Genomic DNA, 16,356 nt, shown 5'->3' with positions numbered 1-16,356 from the left:
GCGATTGATTGACTCAGTGCCAGCGCGAGGAGGCGGCATCAGAGGTTTTTGCTCTGGAGCCAGGTGCGGATGGCCTCGATGTGTTCTGCCTTGCGCTCCAGCGGCAGCCAATGCCCTGCTGGCATGCTCGTCACGGTCAGATCCGAGCAGGCCGCGCGCATCGGGTCACCTTGGTGATTTCCGATGATGCTGCAGATCTGATCAAAGTCGCCGTTGACGAACAGCACCGGCTGCGACAAGCGGCCGCCACTGGGTGCTTTGCGCGCATAGGCGATGTTGGCGTCGTCGTTCAGGTACCACGCGCAGGATGGGCGGAAGCCATGAGTCTTGACCGTCTGCACCAGCACGTCGAAATCCGCCGGCGGCCAGAGAGCGGGATCGGGCTCAGTCGGCGGAGCGCGGTGCGCGGCGCCAAAGCGCCCTCCATTGCGCGTGACCATCGCATTCGGCGAAACCTTGCCGATGCCGGCGGGGTCGCCTGGCCGAAAGATCGACGCCAGCGATGCGGCCAAGTCTGCATCGAGGTCGGCGACTGCCGCCTCGAAGTGCGTGGTGTAGTAACGGTAGTAATCCCATTGGCCGTCTGGATATTGGTCAGCCGGATAGATTGTTCGGTCGACCAGCGGGACGACTGTGCGCAGGGCGTGCCCGTCGGGTTGATATGCCAGCGAGGTCAGCACGACTCCGCGGCTGCGCTTTGGCTGATGCGCGACCAACTCACCGACCACAACACAGCCCCAGTCGTGGCCAACCCAGATAGCAGGCTTGCCGCCCAGGTGATCATGGAGTTCGGCCATGTCCGTCACGATTTCCTCGATGGTATAGGCGTCGTTGGCTGCGGGCGTGGAAGAGCCGCCGTAGCCGCGCAGATCGGGAGCGACGCAGTGCCAACCGTCGGCGGCAAACGCGTCCATCTGCGCGCGCCACATCAAACTGATGCTCGGCCAGCCATGGACGAAGATCATCAACTGTCCGTCGGCCGGCCCGCGCTCGATGTAGCGCGTTGTCTGACGAGGCGAGCTGAACGTGCGCTGGTGAAGTGGGTCTGTCATGGTCGAGTAACTCCGCTTCTCATCGCTCGCACTGTTTGAGTGCTGCGAAGGCTGCGTTCAGAACTGCTCTTGTCCGCGGGGCGCGATGCCTGGACAGGGACACGCCTGCCCACGGTCGAGGAAGAACCGCCTCCAGATTTCACAACGCGCTACATTCGACCGGGTTCGGGGGCGAAGGCGCTCTGGAGCTTCCGGCGAAGAAGGGACGATGGGGTTTATCCAACTAACGGAAGCGAAGGGAGGCGGGTAAGCTCGGCCATGCTGGCCCGTAAGCCGCCTACCGCCCTTCACGGACCCACGTCGCAGCAAACGCGCCGAGCAGCAGCAGCAACCCGATCAGGCCGGCAAAGATCGGCAGCACGCCGACGCCCTTCACGACGCTGGCGTCGCGCATCCGCACGCCCATCCAGCCGTCACCGTGGAAGACGCTCGCCGAGCGGACCGGCAGGATGCGCGGCAGCTCGACGCTGGCGCCGTCGACCACGCGCACGGCGTCACCGCCGGTCGCCTGGGTCAGCGGCTTCAACGTCTCGGTGGTGGAGGTGACTTCCGAAAACTCCTTCGGATTGGTCGGGCCGACATTGATCAGCGCCTTCAGCGTGCCGTCGGTGGCTTGCCACAGGCCGAGCTCGCTCGCCGGCAGGCTGGCGCGCCATTCGCCGGGATCGCCGGCTGCAAGCGTCAGGTCACGCGACACGCCGGACGGCGAGGTCACGCTCACCGGCTGAACGCTGTCCGCCATGGTCTGGCGCACCACCACGAGATTCTTGCCCTGCACCTGCAGGCGCAACGCTTCCTCGTCCAGATCCGGCTGCTTCATCAGCCAGTGCGACATCCGCCGCAACAGATCGAGATGCGGGCCGCCGCCTTCATAGCCGCGCGCCCACAGCCAGATGTGGTCGGAGAGCAGCAGCGCGACGCGGCCCTCGCCGAAACGCGACAGGAACAGCAGCGGCTTGCCGTCGACGCCCGTCATGACGGGCGGGTTGACCGCATTGCGGGTATCGACGGTGCGGAAGAACCGGCTCCAGCGCGGCGGCTCGGAGGCCGAGCCCTCGAGGCCACGCGTGACGGGATGGCGTTTGCCGACGTCGGACAGATGCGCGTAGAACGGCTTTTCCGTCACCCCGACCGGTTCGGCCGGCAGCACCGAATCCAGCGGCGTGCGCCAGATGCTGGTGTTGGACGCGTAGTCAGGGCCGGCCGAGACCAGCACCGCGCCGCCGGAACGAACGTAGCGTGCGATGTTGTCGAAATAAGCGATCGGCAGCACGCCCTGGCGGGCATAGCGGTCGAAGATGATCAGCTGGAATTCGTTGATCTTCTGCTGGAACAGCTCGCGGGTTGGAAACGCGATCAGCGACAATTCGTTGATCGGCGTGCCGTCCTGCTTCTCCGGCGGCCGCAGAATGGTGAAGTGGACGAGATCGACGCTGGCATCTGACTTGAGCAGATTGCGCCAGGTGCGCTCGCCGGAATGCGGCTCGCCCGAGACCAGCAGCACGCGCAGCTTGTCGCGCACACCGTCGATGGCGACGACGGCGCGGTTGTTCACCGGCGTCAATTCCCGCTCGAGCGGCGAGGCCTCGATCTCGACGATGTTCGGCCCGGAATGCTTGATGTCGACGTCGACGCTTGCGGCCTGGCCGCTCCAAAGCGTGCGCTCGTTGATGACCTCGCCGTCTCTGCGGACCGTGACCTTGGCGCGCTCGCCGCTGACGCCCTGGTCGTCGAGGCGGTAGGTGATGGTCTGGGGCTGCCCGACGATGCCGAAACGCGGCGCAGCGATGACCGCGATACGGCGGTCGCGCTCGTCCTTCTGCCCGGTGATCAGCGCGTGCACCGGCGCCTGGAAGCCGAGCCCGGCGGCGTTGGCCGGAATGTCATGGACGCGGCCGTCGGTGATCAGGAACGCACCGGCGACGCGGTCGACCGGCACGTCCGACAAGGCCGAGGCCAGCGCCCCGAACAGCTTGGTGCCGTCGGTCTCGCCGTCGGCCTGTCCGGCATCGACGACGCGGACCTCGAGCCCCTTGATCTTCTTCAGGCTGTCGACCAGCGCTTCCTGCGCCTGAGCGGCCTCGCGATTGCGATTGCCGAAATTCTGGCTCGGGCTCTTGTCGACGACGATGGCGGCGACAGAGGTGAGGGGATCGCGGTCCTCGCGGGTGAAGGAGGGATTGGCGAGCGCCAGCAGGAACAGCGCCAGCGCGGCCACGCGCACGGCGGCGCCGCGCGCACGCGCCAGCAGCAGCACCAGCGCGATGACGACGATCGCGGCCAGCGCGAGCCACAGCACGATCGTGGGAACCAGCGGCGTGAATGCGATGCCGTAATTCATATCGATCCTATTGCCCCAGCCGTTCGATCAGGGCCGGTGCGTGCACCTGGTCGGCCTTGTAGTTGCCGGTCAGCGTGTACATCACGATGTTGGCGCCGGCGCGGTAGGCGAATTCGCGCTGGCGGGGGTCGCCGCCGGTCACCGGCAGCATGGCCTGGCCGTCGGGCCGCACGGCCCAGGCGCCGGCAAGGTCGTTCGAGGTGATGATGATCGGCGAGACGCCGTCGCCGCCGCGCGCCGGCCGCTGCGCGCTGTCCTCGTCGTCTTCGCGCGGCAAGGTCTCGACCCAGGTCTGGCCGGTTGTGAAGCGGCCGGGGAAGTCGCGCAGGAGAAAGAAGGTCTTGGTCAGCACGTGCTCGCGCGGCACCGGCTCCAGCTCGGGCACGTCGAGCGAGGACAGGATCTCGCGGAGCGTCTGCATGGCGGGGGTCTGCGCGGCGCCGTTCGCGCCGGGCGGCGCTTCGACCGCGTCGCGGGTGTCGAACAGCACGGTGCCGCCCTGCTTCATGTAGGCGTCGATCTTGTTGATGGCGTCCCGGGACGGCTTGGGCGCGCCCGGCACGATCGGCCAGTAGATCAGCGGGAAGAAGGCGAGTTCGTCGCGCGCCGGATCGATGCCGACGGGATCGCCGGCCTCGAGCGCGGTGCGCTGCGCCAGGAACAGCGTCAGTCCTGACAGCCCTGCCCTGACGATGGAATCCACGTCGGTATTGCCGGTCACGACATAGGCAAGGCGGGTCTGCGACACCGCCTTCATCGCGAACTCGTCGGACGCGCTGTCCGCGTGCGACGGCGTCGGCACGAACGAGGCGAAGCCTGCGAGCCACAGTCCGACGACGATCATCGCGGGCGCGGCGCGGCGGCGCAGCAGCGCGGCAAGACCGCCGCCGAGCACCGCGACGATAATGGCGTCGATCAGGAACAGCGCGAGCGCGGTCGACAGCAGCCAGCCGCGCAAGTCCTGCGGTTCGGCATTGGTGTAGGTGGCGTGCCGGGCGCGCAGGCTCGCGGTGTTCAGGGCTGCGATACGGTCGGCGCTGGCAAGCGTGTTCACGGCGAGCGGTCCTTCTGCCGGACCATAGAAGCCCGGCGGATGATCGGGGGTGGCGCGGTCGCGATAATCCGCGGGCAGCGGCTTTGCGGCGGCCGGCGGCGGACCGAAAGCGCCGAAGCCGTCGAGGATGTGCAACGGCGCCACCGTCTCGGCGGTCCCTTCAGTGGCAACGCCTGCGCCCGGCTTGGCGGTATAGCCGGACATGTCGACGACGCGGCGCAGGATTTCGACGAAGGTGCCCGACATGGGCAGATCCGACCAGCGCATGTCGGCGCTGACGTGGAACAGGCTGACGACGCCCTTGCCGCGATGCTCGCCTGTTACCAGCGGCGTGCCGTCTTCCAGCGACGCCCAGCTCTTGGTGGCGAGCACGGCGTCGGGCTCGGCAAGCACCTGGCGGCTGATGGTGACGTCCTTGGGGACCACGACGCCGGCAAACGGACCGTCGGCGGCAAAGGAGGCCAGATGTTGCGGCTTTTCCCAGGTCAGGCTGCCGCCGAGCGTCCGGCCGCCCTTGCGCAGCTTGACGGGAACGAGATCGTCCTCGGCCTGCGCCAACCGCGGACCGGCGAACCGCACCAGCACGCCGCCCTGGTCGATCCAGGCATTGAGGCGTTCGCGGATTTCCGGGGCGATGGTGCCGACATCGGCGAGGATGATCATCGGCAGCTTCTGGTCGAGGAACTGCGTGATGCCCTGCTGCGGCGAGCCCTTGTCGGCGAGCCGCACGTCGGCGAACGGCGCCAGCGCGCGGGTGAGATAGAAGGTCGGCGCCAGCAGCGGCTGAGCAGTCTCGCTGGTGGAGCCCGAGACGATGCCGATGGCGCGGCGGCGCCAGCGCTTGTCGAGCAGCTGCACCGCGCCTGCGGAGCGCTCACCGGCAATTTCCAGCCGCGTGATGTCGTTGCGCAGCTCGACCGGCAGATCGAACGACGCTTCGGTTTCCTTGTCCTGCGGGCCGAACGAATAACGCGCTTCGCCGATCGGCGAGGCCTTCTGGTCCAGCGCGCGCACGGTGCCAATGGCGATGCCGCTGTCGGTGCGCAGCACCTTCACCGTCATCCTCGCTGCGGCGTTCTCGGCCGCGACCAGGGCCAGCGGTGACGAGGTGCCGCCTTCGAACACGGTCAGGCTGCGGTCGCCGACGGTCTTGCCGAGGCCAGCCACGAATTCCTCGCCGCGACCGGTATCGACGCTGTCGGAGAGCCAGGCGATCTCGCAGTCGCCGGTCGCCTTCAGGAAGCGATCGATTGCGGTCAGGGTCTCGACGCGCTCGATCGAATACGGCTTCGGCGTGAGCTGCCGCAGCGCGACGCGCGCGGCGCCCGCCGGCATCAATGTGATATCGCGGTTCGGCTCGGACAGCGGCACCAGCGCAATCGAACGGCGGTCGTTCTCGGCACTCGCGATCAACTCGTCGGCGGCCCTGATCCGGATGTCCCAGTTCGAGGCCGCGCTCCAGCCGTCGTCGAACATGATCATCAGCGGCGCCTTGCTGGCGGCCGCGCCTGTTTGCGGATTCCAGATCGGGCCGGCGGCGGCGAAAATGACCAGCGCCGCAGCCAGCAGCCGCAATGCTGTCAGCCACCACGGCGTCCGCGACGGGGTCTCTTCGCGCGGTGCGATGTCGAACAACAGGCGCGTCGGCGGAAACTCGATGCGGCGCGGCCGCGGCGGCATCACGCGCAACAGCCACCACAGCACTGGCAGGCTGACGAGGCCGATCAGGAGCAGCGGTTCGGTGAAGGCGAGCGGCAGTCCCATCATGCTGACGGCCCCGCCTTGATCGTGGTGGTGCGGGCGCCCGACTTGCTCACCTGCATGCCGGCATGCAGGAACAGCAAGAGCTCAGCGGCCGAGCGGTCGGTGGCGTGCGTCGTGAACAGCCAGTCGAGCTTGTTGGTCTCGGCGCGGATCTGGTCGCGGTGCAGCGCGAGCCGCGCGGTGTAATCCTGCGCCCAGCTCTCGGCGCGGCCGGCGGTGATCACGCCGAACCCTTCCGGCTCGACGAACTCGACGCGGCCGGAATACGGGAATGATTCCTCGGCGGGATCGACGACCTGGACCAGCGTGCCATGCGCACCGGAGCCGGACAGGCCGGCGAGCGTGGTCCTGATCTCGGAGATCGGGGACCAGAAGTCCGACAGCATGATCGTCTCGGCCAGCGCCGCGGGCACGAAGGACGGCGGCAGGCTCAAGCGGTCGGCATCGTCATGCAGCATCGCCTGCGCTATCTTGTCGATGACGCTGCGGCTCGCGGTCGGTGCCATCAGCCCGGGAATGCCGACGCGTTCGCCGCCGGAGACAAGCAGCTCGGCCAGCGCGAAGGCGACGATCAGCGTCCGCTCGAGCTTGGATTCACGCGCCTGCTTTGAAGCGAACGCCATCGAGGGCGAGCGGTCGGGCCAGATCCAGACCGTGTGCGAGGCTTCCCATTCGAGCTCGCGGACATAGAGCAGATCGTCGCGCGCCGAGCGCCGCCAGTCGACATTCTGCGACGGCTCGCCGGAGACGAAGCGGCGGTATTGCCAGAAATTTTCGCCGGAGCCGGCGCGGCGGCGGCCGTGCAGGCCGTGGATGACGTTGGCGGCGATGCGGCGGGCCTCGAGCACCAGGCGCGGCAAGGAAGCTGCGAGCGTGCGGCTTTCGCCATCGGCACGTCGGATCGCGATGATCTCCTTCGCTGCGTGCCCGTTCTCCGCCGCCATCAACCGATCCGTGTTTTCAATTGCCGGATCACGTCCGGAATCGTGCGGCCTTCGGCGCGCGCCTGGAATGTCAGCGCCATGCGGTGCTTCAGCACGGGCTCGGCGAGGTCGAGCACGTCGTCGATCGAGGGCGCAAGGCGTCCGTCGATCAGCGCGCGTGCGCGCACCGCGAGCATCAGCGATTGGCTGGCGCGCGGGCCCGGTCCCCAGGCGATGAACTTGCTGGTGTCGCCGCCGTCCGGACCCGGACGGGCCGAGCGCACCAGCGACAGGATCGCCTCGACCACGGAATCGCCGACCGGCAGGCGCCGGATCAGCCGCTGCGCGGTGATGAGTGCGTCGGGTGTCATCGCGCCCTTCGCCAGGGTCTCGTCGGCGCCGGTGGTTTCGAACAGGATGCGGCGCTCGGCGTCACGATCGGGATAGTCGACGTCGATCTCCATCAGGAAACGGTCGAGCTGGGCTTCAGGGAGCGGATAGGTGCCTTCCTGCTCCAGCGGGTTTTGCGTGGCGAGCACGTGGAACGGCTTCGGCAGATCGTGACGCGCGCCGGCAACGGTGATGTGCTGCTCCTGCATCGCCTGGAGCAGCGCAGATTGCGTGCGCGGGCTGGCGCGGTTGATCTCGTCGGCCATCAGCAGTTGCGCGAACACGGGGCCGGAGATGAAGCGGAAGGCACGCTTGCCGGAGGTGCTCTCGTCGAGAACTTCGGCGCCGAGAATGTCCGACGGCATCAGGTCGGGCGTGAACTGGATGCGCTTGGCATCGAGGCCGAGCGTGATGCCGAGCGTCTCGACCAGCTTGGTCTTGGCGAGACCGGGGACGCCGATCAACAACGCATGGCCGCCGGAGAGGATGGTGACCAGCGTGTTCTCGATCACACGATCCTGACCGAAGATGACGGACGCGATCGCATCCTTTGCCGCACGAATCTGGCTCGACACCTGCTCGGCTGAACGGACTACTCCGTCTTCGAGCTTCTCGACACTCTCAGCCATCCGTTAGCTCCTTCAGCCTGCCATGCGGCTCGCTTGCGTCGTCATGTCATCACGTCCTCAACTCAAGACGTGGGCCCTATGCTAGACTTGCAGGAAGGCCATGTATTCGTTGAATTAACCTATCCCCACCTTATCGGCTTAGGGATATGTAGGGCATCACGAAGTGGCGACCTCCACACCGGACGAATGCGGGGTGGAACCGAGCACCCGGATACAACGTAAACCTGCACCAATCGTGCCAAATGACCGATCGTGCCAAATGACAAAGTCAGGGCAAACCATGGCGAACCAAGGGCAGAGCGCCGATCGCGGTCTTGAGGGGCTGACTGCCGCTGCCAAAACTGCTGCCGATGCCGAAGGCGCCAAAAAGGGCCTGCCTCCGGTGCATTTGTGGAATCCGCCGTTCTGCGGCGATCTCGACATGCGAATCGCATCCGATGGTACTTGGTTCTATTTGGGGACGCCAATCGGCCGTCATGCTTTGGTTCGCCTGTTCTCGACCATCCTCAAGCGTGAAGGCGACAAGCATTTCCTCGTCACGCCGGTGGAGAAGGTCGGCATTCGCGTCGACGACGCGCCGTTCATGGCGGTCGAGATGCAGAAGGACGGCGAGGACAACCACCGCGTGCTCCGCTTCCGCACCAACGTCGACGACTGGGTCACCTGCGATGCGGCGCACCGGCTGCGCTTCGAACAGGCCAAGGACGGCGGGCTGACGCCCTATCTGCACGTCCGCGCCGAGCTCTGGGCCAAGGTCACCCGCGCGCTCTATTACGATCTGGTTGACATGGGTGAGGAGCGGATGGTCGATGGCCAGCCGATGTTCGGTGTCGAATCGGCCGGAGAATTCTTCGCCATGGCCGATGCGGAGCAGGTGAGGGCCGCGCTTTGAACAAGCCTATCTCCAGGAACGATCCCGCCGTGATCGGTGCGGCCGATTTCTTCGCCCGCTCTGCCGCGCGGCTCGGCTTCGACGTTCCGCCCGGCCTCTACGATCCCAACATCATTCTGGCCTCGGGCGATCCCGGTACCGACAAGATGCTCGAGATCATCGCGCGCGAGCAGCCGGTGCGGCCGGCGGCGGTCTTGATCGCGGTGGTCGATCATCCCGAGCCGACCATCCTCCTGACGCAGCGCTCGGCGCATCTGAACGACCATGCCGGCCAGATCGCCTTTCCCGGCGGCAAGATCGACGCGACCGACCGCTCGCCGCTCGATGCGGCGCTGCGCGAGGCCGAGGAGGAGGTCGGGCTGTCCAGAGACTTCGTCGAGCCGATCGGCTATCTCGATCTCTACGGCACCGGCTTCGGCTTCCGCATCCTGCCCACGGTTGCCAGGGTGCGCCCGGGTTTTGAGCTGACGATCAACCATTCCGAGGTTGATGACGCATTCGAAGTGCCGCTATCCTTCCTGATGAACCCGGCCAACCACCAGGTGCACATCAAGGAATTCCGCGGCATGGAGCGGTCCTACTACGCGATGCCGTTTGCCGAACGCTACATCTGGGGCGCGACGGCCGGCATGCTGCGCGTACTCTACGAGCGGATCTATTCCTCATGATCCGCCCGATCCTGACCGAGATCGGAATCTTCCTCGTTCCCTTTGCCGTCTATGCGCTGTTCCTGGCCGCCACGCGTTCCGGCCTGTTCGTGCAATCGTCCTGGCCGATCACCATCGTCGCGCGCCTCATGCTGGCGGCGCTCGTGCTGGTGATCGCGGGGCTGATCGGCTTTGCGCATTTCTCCGGCGCCGCGCCGGATTCGACCTATGTCCCCGCCCATGTCGAGAACGGCAAGCTCGTGCCGGGCGTGGAAAGATAGGGCCGGCCGATGAGCGCGGTGCCCATGCTCGCCGATGCGCCCTGGCTGATGTCGGGCGGGACCGCGCGCGTCCTGCAATTGCTCAACGCGGATGGCGAGGAGGCGCGGGTCGTCGGCGGCGCCGTGCGCAACGCGCTGCTCGGCCTCCTGCCCGGTGACATCGACATCGCGACCACGGCGCTCCCGCACGAGGTGATGCGGCGCGCCAAGAGCGCCGGCATCAAGGCCGTGCCGACCGGCATCGACCACGGCACCGTCACCCTCGTCATCGACAGCCAGCCTTACGAAGTCACGACGCTGCGCGAGGACACCGAGACCTTCGGCCGCAAGGCCAAGGTCGCGTTCGGCCGCGACTGGGTGAAGGACGCCGAGCGCCGCGACTTCACGATGAACGGGCTCTCGGTCGATGCCGACGGTGTCGTCCACGATTACGTCGGAGGCATCGCAGATGCGGCGGCGCGGCGCGTGCGCTTCATCGGTGATCCCGACCAGCGCATCGCCGAGGATTTCCTGCGCATCCTGCGCTTCTTCCGCATCCACGCCGCCTTTGGTGCCGGCGATCCCGATCGCGACGGCTATCTCGCCTGCATCCGGGGACGCGCCGGCCTTGCGAGCCTGTCGGCCGAGCGGCTGCGCATGGAGATGCTGAAGCTGCTGGTCGCTCCCGGCGCGTCCGCCGCCGCGCTCGCCATGGCCGATGGCGGATTGCTGCAGGCGCTGACCGGCGGCGTCGTTTATACCGGGCCGCTCTCGGCGATGATCGCGATCGAGCGCGAGCTTGGCCTCGCCGCGAGCAGCACGCGGCGGCTCGCCGCGCTGACGGTCGCTGTGACCGAAGACGCCAAGCGCGTCGCCACGCGGTTGAGGCTCTCCAATGCGGAAACCAAGGCGCTGGATTCGATGGGGCACCGCGGGTGGCGCTTGGCCACCAAGGGCGAAGCCGATGCGCAGCGATTGCTCTACCGGCTCGGCGCGGAGCGCTATCACGATCGCGTGTTGCTGGGCTGGGCGCGAGCCGGCGGTGACGTCGGCTCATCGCGATGGCGTGCGCTCGCCGAGCTGCCGCAGCGCTGGATTGCGCCGAAATTTCCGCTCCGCGCTGCCGACTTCATCGCGCGCGGCATGGCGGAAGGACCCGCGCTCGGACATGTCTTGACGCTCGCCGAGGACGCTTGGCTTGCTGCGGATTTTCCCCTAGAGGAAGCCGCACTCGTTTCCATCGCCGATCAAGCTGCGGCACGAATCAGCCGCGACGAGAGAACGTGACCATCGTCTCAGGCTTCGCCGACATCTCGATCTTTCAGCTGCTGCTGGTCGCGTTGATGGCGTTGTTTGCTTCGATCATCGGTGGTCTCGCCGGCTACGGCACCGGCGCCCTGATGCCGCTGGTGCTGGTGCCTCTCGTTGGCGCCGAGCCCGTGGTGCCGATCATCGCGATCTCCGCGATCTTCACCAATTCCAGCCGCGCGGTCGCCTATCTCCGCTATGCCGATCGCCGCCGCGCGCTGATCGTGCTGGCCTGTGCGGCACTGACGACCGCGCTCGGCGCCTACGGCTATACGCGCCTCACCAATGCGGGGGCGGCGCTCGTGATCGGCTCCATGCTGATCCTGAGCGTGCCGCTGCGCCGTGTGCTCCGCCGCCGCCAGGTCAAGATCGGCGACACCGGTCTCGCGGCAGGCTCGGTCGGCTATGGCGTGCTGGTCGGCGGCACCTCTGGCTCCGGCGTGATCCTGCTATCGCTGCTGATGGCCGCGGGCCTTGAGGGCGCCGCCGTCATCGCGACCGATGCAATGATCTCGCTCGGCACCGGCCTCATCAAGATCTCGGTGTTCGGCCTCGCCGGCGCTGTCACTGCGCAGGTGCTCGCCTTTGCACTTCTGATCGGTGCCATCGCGATTCCCGGCGCGTTCCTGGCCAAAGCCTTCGTCGAGCGGATGCCGGTACACATCCACACCGCGATCCTCGACGTCGCGGTGATCACGGGCGGGTTGGTGATGATCTCTGCTGCGGCGAGGCAGCTGATCTAACGCCGACAGGTGTCCCGCTGCGGGGGTTGGATCAGGCCGCAGGTCTAGTGTGAGGGACTACAATCCAGTTCCTTGATCCTGCCGGCGGCGTCAAACGCCAAGAGTGCACTCATCACGCCGGCACTGGTGATGTACGAGATGATGGTGCCGTCGTTGCGCCAGGGATTGAGGTCGTCCAACGTGCCCGCCGGATATTTTCGGAGGCGATCGACCCAATAGGCACGAAGTGCCTCGCGGCCGGTGATGGTTTGGCCGCCAGCGCAACCGCAATGGACCACGGCGTCCTCGGCATAGAGTTCCAAAATCGCGTCGATGTCGCCCGCGCGATACGCATCAAGCCAGTCGACTGCAACGGCCATGGGATCAAAGGACATATTTTTCACTCACATGCGTCCAAATCTGGTTCAGGCCGGGGAACCACCGAGCCTCCTATGATTTTAATATCCCACCCGGCCACGGCCATATGCCGAAGGACATAGAGGACCGGGCCGAGGGCAAGATCGATGTTGGACGCGTCCGCCAGGCAGGGGATACTCAAGCCCATCCGGCTTTTGCTCGTTGATCCACAGCCGATCGTTTTGCAGGGACTGAGGTCGGTCCTCGGGACGCAGCCGGATTTCGACGTTGTCGCAGCGTCCAGCGATCGGACAAGCTGCCTCCAAGCAATTCGGAAGCTGACGCCTGACGTCGCGCTTCTTGCCGACAAGGTGCCGGATCTCACGGTCTCCGAGATCCTCGCGATCGTGAAGGCTGAGAAGCTCTCGACGCGCCTGGTGTTCTTTGCCGAGTCCGACACCGACCACGATCTGACCTCAGCCATCGCAGCCGGCGTCTGCAGCTCAATTTCGAAATATGCCTCTCCCGCCACGATGCTGCGATCACTGCGGCTGATGACGAAAAGCGGTGTGGCACTGGAGAAGTCCGATCTCTCGGCAGCCGGCAAGGAAGCGGACGGCGACGGCAAAGTCGAAAAGATGCTGGAACTGTTGACGCAACGGGAACGTCAAATTGCACGACTCGTGGCGGAAGGACTATCGAACAAGGAGATCGCGCGCCAGCTCAACGTTTCCGACGGGACGGTCAAAGTCCACCTGTACAATATTTTCCAGAAGCTTGAGATCACCAACAGAACTGTGCTCGCGACCATCGCATTGCTGCAACGCCCCTCAGGCCTGGCCGCGCTCTCGCTGGCATTTCTGGCGTTCGCAATTGCGGACGAACTCAAGGCGTCGGAAGCGAACGATATCTTGCCGGATGAGAACGGCGTCGGCCACGCGGACGAGCACGCGGGGTACGAGCACGCGGCCTACGAGCCATGGAAAAAAGGGATTCTCCGGCACCTCGTCGTTTGGGAATCCGGCGAGACGCCCACGCAAGCCCAGAGAGATCTGTTCGCCAAGGCCGTCCAAATCACGAACCCGGCGGCCGCAATGGAAGCGCTGCGCACGGCCGAGCAATCTGGAGGCTCGAAAGCGTGGACACACCACGGTCCAGCAGGATCGGGCGCGCCCGATCTTCCGCGCTTATTGCGAGAAGCGATCGACATACAGACCGGTGACGACCCGGCCCCGGAACATCAATTCCCGCGGCTTCTTTCCAATGCGACCTCGATGCACGGAGGGTATGGCAACTTTGCTATTCTCACCGGTGCGTTGATCTACGCACTGCAGGACCCTCATCTCGCCGCGCACGCGCATGACCTCCGGGACGCCTCGATCGACAGCATCCTGGCCGCCACCGAAGAGAGTGCGACCACAAAGCTGGCCGCGATCACCCATGCTGCCGCCAATCCTGACGACCATTCAGCCCCAAGTTTTCTTTCGCAGGATGTCCGCCTGTCTTCCGCCGTTGTGACCGCTGGACACGACAATGCCGCTCAAGAAGGCGCTCTGGTTCAAAAAGGCGCAGGCGATGCGGGTAACAATATCCATACACCTGTTGGCGCGGACCCTGGTCACGGTGCCGGTAGCGGCGTAGGCGGCAACGTTGAAAAAGTTGTTTATCGCTCCCCGATCGACTCCGAGTCTGACCATTTCAACTCGACCTCACCCGACACTGTGTTCGATTTCGCGTCGGGGCCGGGCAGGATCAATCTTGCGGCTTTCGGAGCGCTTGCCTGGCTGCATATGACGGCGGCAACCAAGTCTATACCGCCACATACACTCGCCTGGGTCTACGACTCCGCAAGCAATGAAACGATCGTCTATGTGAATGCGACCGATCGTGTCCTTGATGTCGGCGATCGCGGCCTGCTGGAAATCCATCTCGAGGGGATTGTGGCCGTTGCGGAGGCGGATGTCGGCTCCGAGCCAGATGGTGCGGCTGTTGCGACCACCTTGGAGCAGCTCGAAGCAGTGCTGATATCGGCGACCGAAACCGATGCGACTGTTTCGAAGGATCATGTCCAAACCACTATCGAGGGGAGCGAGAGCTCGCTCGGGACGTCTGGAGCCTGGGCGATTCTGGCCAACGGCGGCTCGGACTTCCAGTTCGGGCAGGCTCGCTTGGGAACGTCGACGAGGCTCGGAAGCTCCACCGGCGCATCGGCGGATGCAACGGAAGAGAGCGATGGTGCGTCTGCCGCGTCGGCTCACGGATCATCCATCGAGCTTGCGCATAGCGCGACGGCCCCGGTAGCCGCAAATGTCGCATCGAACAGTGGTCCGGCCAATACGGGCAACGGCGTTTCGTCGACTGCACCGAACGAGATCGGCCAACCCAATATCGTAACCGTCGACAACGCGGGGCACGGCAACTCGCAGCACGCTTCAGACCCATCGACTGAAGCTGGCTCCAAACCGGGCAACGGCGTCGGCAATGGCGCCGAGCATCACGATAAGGGCCCCGAGGCTCCGGGAGGGTCAGCGAAGAAGGCAGAACCAGACGGCGCGGAACACGGCAAAGCCGGGCACTCAAACGCTGCAAAAGCACCGGACGCAGCTAAGACCGATCCGGACGTCGCAACGGACGCCAACGCGGGTCACGGCAACTCAAAGCACGCTTCGGAGCCGGGGTCTGCAAAAGCGGCAGCCGACGAATCGACTGAAGCTGGCTCCAAACCGGGCCCTGGCGTCGGCAATGGCGCCGAGCATCACGATAAGGCCTCTGAGGCTCCGGGAGGGTTAACGAAGAAGGCAGAACCAGCGGGCGAGGATCATGGCAAATCCGGGCACTCAACCGCACCGGACGCAGCCGAGATCGATCCAGGCGCCGCAACGGCTGCCGGCGCAGTCCACGGCAACTCGCAGCACGCTTCGAAACCAGAGTCTGCAAAGGCGGCAGCCGGCGAACCGACTGAAGCCGGCTCCAAACCGGGCAACGGCGGCGAGCACCACGCTTCGGCTTCTGATGCGGCGCACGGACCAGCGAAGACGGCAGAACCAGGGGCTGCGGAACACGGCAAATCCGGGCACTCATCCGCTGCAAACGCATCGGACGCGGCCGATATCGATCCGGGCGCCGCAGCGGTCGCCAACGCTGGCCACGGCAACTCGCAACACGCTTCGAAGCCAGACTCTACGAAGGCGGCAGCCAGCGAAGCAAGTGAAGCTGGCTCCAAACCGGGCAATGATGGCGGCCATGGCGCCGATGATCATCACGCTTCGGCTTCTGAAGCCGCGCAAGCATCAGCAACGACGGCAGAAACAGGCGGCGCGGAACACGGCAAATCCGGGCACTCATCCGCTGCAAACGCATCGGACGCAGCTGAGACCGATCCGGGCGTCGCAACGGCCGCCAGCGCAGGCCACGGCAACTCGCAGCACGTTTCGGAGCCGGGATCTGCAAAGGGAGCAGCCGCGGAATCGACTGAAGCTGGCTCCAAGCCGGGCAACAGCGTCGGCCATGGCGCCGAGCATCAGGCTTCGGCTTTTGATGCGGGGCAGGGACCAGCGAAGACGGCAGAACCAGCCACCGTGGACCACGGCAACCCGGACAACGAGTTACACTCGGCCTCTGCGAACGCGTCGCAAGCAGCCGACATCACAGAGCCGAGCGTCGCAGCAGGCGGTAACGCCGGACGCGGTAACTCGCAGCACGCTCTGCAATCTGCTGCAATCGCATCAGAAGAGGCACACCCGACCAAAGCTGCGTTCGAAACCGGCGGCCTGGACCAAGGACCGGTGTTCCGCTTCGATAAAGGCGCAACCCCTGCTACTCCTGTCGCGGTGGGTGAGCTTAAAAAACTCGATGATCCGCTGGGTTCGCACGTTCCGTCCAGTCAGGAAGAAGGCCTCGGGTTTAACGTCAACATCGTCCCTCATGCACTGAACGGACACGCGGACGATCACGGCAATAGCGGTGCGCATCAAGCCATTGTGCCTGTGCATCATGATTTGCTGATTTGAACTGTGA

At 65.6% G+C, this 16,356-nt stretch carries 12 protein-coding genes; 6 read left to right on the top strand and 6 right to left on the bottom strand.

Going from position 1 to position 16,356, the window contains the following annotated elements; all coding sequences use genetic code 11:
- Positions 1 to 38: 38 nt before the first annotated feature.
- From IVA75_RS39590 to IVA75_RS39570, 5 genes are all read right to left on the bottom strand, one after another.
- A complete protein-coding gene (locus tag IVA75_RS39590; protein ID WP_247291282.1) occupies positions 39 to 1,052 on the bottom strand; it encodes an alpha/beta hydrolase in 1,014 nt (337 codons plus the stop codon).
- 277 nt (positions 1,053 to 1,329) lie between these two features.
- Positions 1,330 to 3,393: a hypothetical protein gene (locus tag IVA75_RS39585; RefSeq protein ID WP_247291280.1), complete on the bottom strand. Its 2,064-nt coding sequence runs from the start codon at positions 3,391 to 3,393 to the stop codon at positions 1,330 to 1,332.
- Between the two features lie 7 nt (positions 3,394 to 3,400).
- Positions 3,401 to 6,214: a DUF4159 domain-containing protein gene (locus tag IVA75_RS39580; protein ID WP_247291278.1), complete on the bottom strand. Its 2,814-nt coding sequence runs from the start codon at positions 6,212 to 6,214 to the stop codon at positions 3,401 to 3,403.
- Complete coding sequence (locus IVA75_RS39575; protein WP_247291276.1) at positions 6,211 to 7,155, bottom strand: DUF58 domain-containing protein; 945 nt, start codon at positions 7,153 to 7,155, stop codon at positions 6,211 to 6,213. Before IVA75_RS39575 ends, IVA75_RS39580 begins: the two co-directional genes overlap by 4 nt.
- Entirely contained in the window at positions 7,155 to 8,153 is a 999-nt protein-coding gene (locus IVA75_RS39570; RefSeq protein WP_027516392.1) for a MoxR family ATPase, read from the bottom strand. The genes IVA75_RS39575 and IVA75_RS39570 overlap by 1 nt, the downstream gene beginning before the upstream one ends.
- 280 nt (positions 8,154 to 8,433) lie before the next feature.
- Here IVA75_RS39570 and IVA75_RS39565 point away from each other — a divergent pair, with 280 nt between their 5' ends.
- From IVA75_RS39565 to IVA75_RS39545, 5 genes are read left to right on the top strand one after another with little or no spacing between them, the layout of a single operon-like run.
- The gene (locus tag IVA75_RS39565) at positions 8,434 to 9,045 is read left to right on the top strand and encodes a DUF1285 domain-containing protein (protein ID WP_063993497.1); all 612 of its coding nucleotides are present in this window, start codon (positions 8,434 to 8,436) and stop codon (positions 9,043 to 9,045) included.
- A complete protein-coding gene (locus tag IVA75_RS39560; protein WP_247291274.1) occupies positions 9,042 to 9,713 on the top strand; it encodes a CoA pyrophosphatase in 672 nt (223 codons plus the stop codon). The genes IVA75_RS39565 and IVA75_RS39560 overlap by 4 nt, the downstream gene beginning before the upstream one ends.
- On the top strand, positions 9,710 to 9,973 hold the full coding sequence (locus IVA75_RS39555) for a DUF6111 family protein (RefSeq protein ID WP_018454951.1): 264 nt from the start codon (positions 9,710 to 9,712) through the stop codon (positions 9,971 to 9,973). The genes IVA75_RS39560 and IVA75_RS39555 overlap by 4 nt, the downstream gene beginning before the upstream one ends.
- A gap of 9 nt (positions 9,974 to 9,982) precedes the next feature.
- A complete protein-coding gene (locus tag IVA75_RS39550; RefSeq protein WP_247291271.1) occupies positions 9,983 to 11,239 on the top strand; it encodes a CCA tRNA nucleotidyltransferase in 1,257 nt (418 codons plus the stop codon).
- Positions 11,236 to 12,003 carry a sulfite exporter TauE/SafE family protein gene (locus IVA75_RS39545; RefSeq protein ID WP_027568567.1) on the top strand — a complete coding sequence of 256 codons (768 nt, stop codon included), beginning with the start codon at positions 11,236 to 11,238 and terminating at the stop codon, positions 12,001 to 12,003. Before IVA75_RS39550 ends, IVA75_RS39545 begins: the two co-directional genes overlap by 4 nt.
- 44 nt (positions 12,004 to 12,047) lie before the next feature.
- Here IVA75_RS39545 and IVA75_RS39540 read toward each other — a convergent pair whose 3' ends face one another.
- Entirely contained in the window at positions 12,048 to 12,377 is a 330-nt protein-coding gene (locus tag IVA75_RS39540) for a nuclear transport factor 2 family protein (protein WP_247291269.1), read from the bottom strand.
- Positions 12,378 to 12,506: 129 nt separating this feature from the next.
- On the opposite strand from IVA75_RS39540, the gene IVA75_RS39535 reads away from it, so the two are divergent.
- The gene (locus tag IVA75_RS39535; RefSeq protein WP_247291267.1) at positions 12,507 to 16,349 is read left to right on the top strand and encodes a LuxR C-terminal-related transcriptional regulator; all 3,843 of its coding nucleotides are present in this window, start codon (positions 12,507 to 12,509) and stop codon (positions 16,347 to 16,349) included.
- The last annotated feature ends 7 nt before the right edge of the window (positions 16,350 to 16,356 follow it).

Source organism: Bradyrhizobium sp. 134 (genome assembly GCF_023074155.1).
In the GTDB taxonomy this organism is placed as follows: Bacteria; Pseudomonadota; Alphaproteobacteria; order Rhizobiales; family Xanthobacteraceae; genus Bradyrhizobium.
Note: the sequence above shows the minus strand (reverse complement) of the source record. Positions and strands in the feature narration are given on the sequence as shown.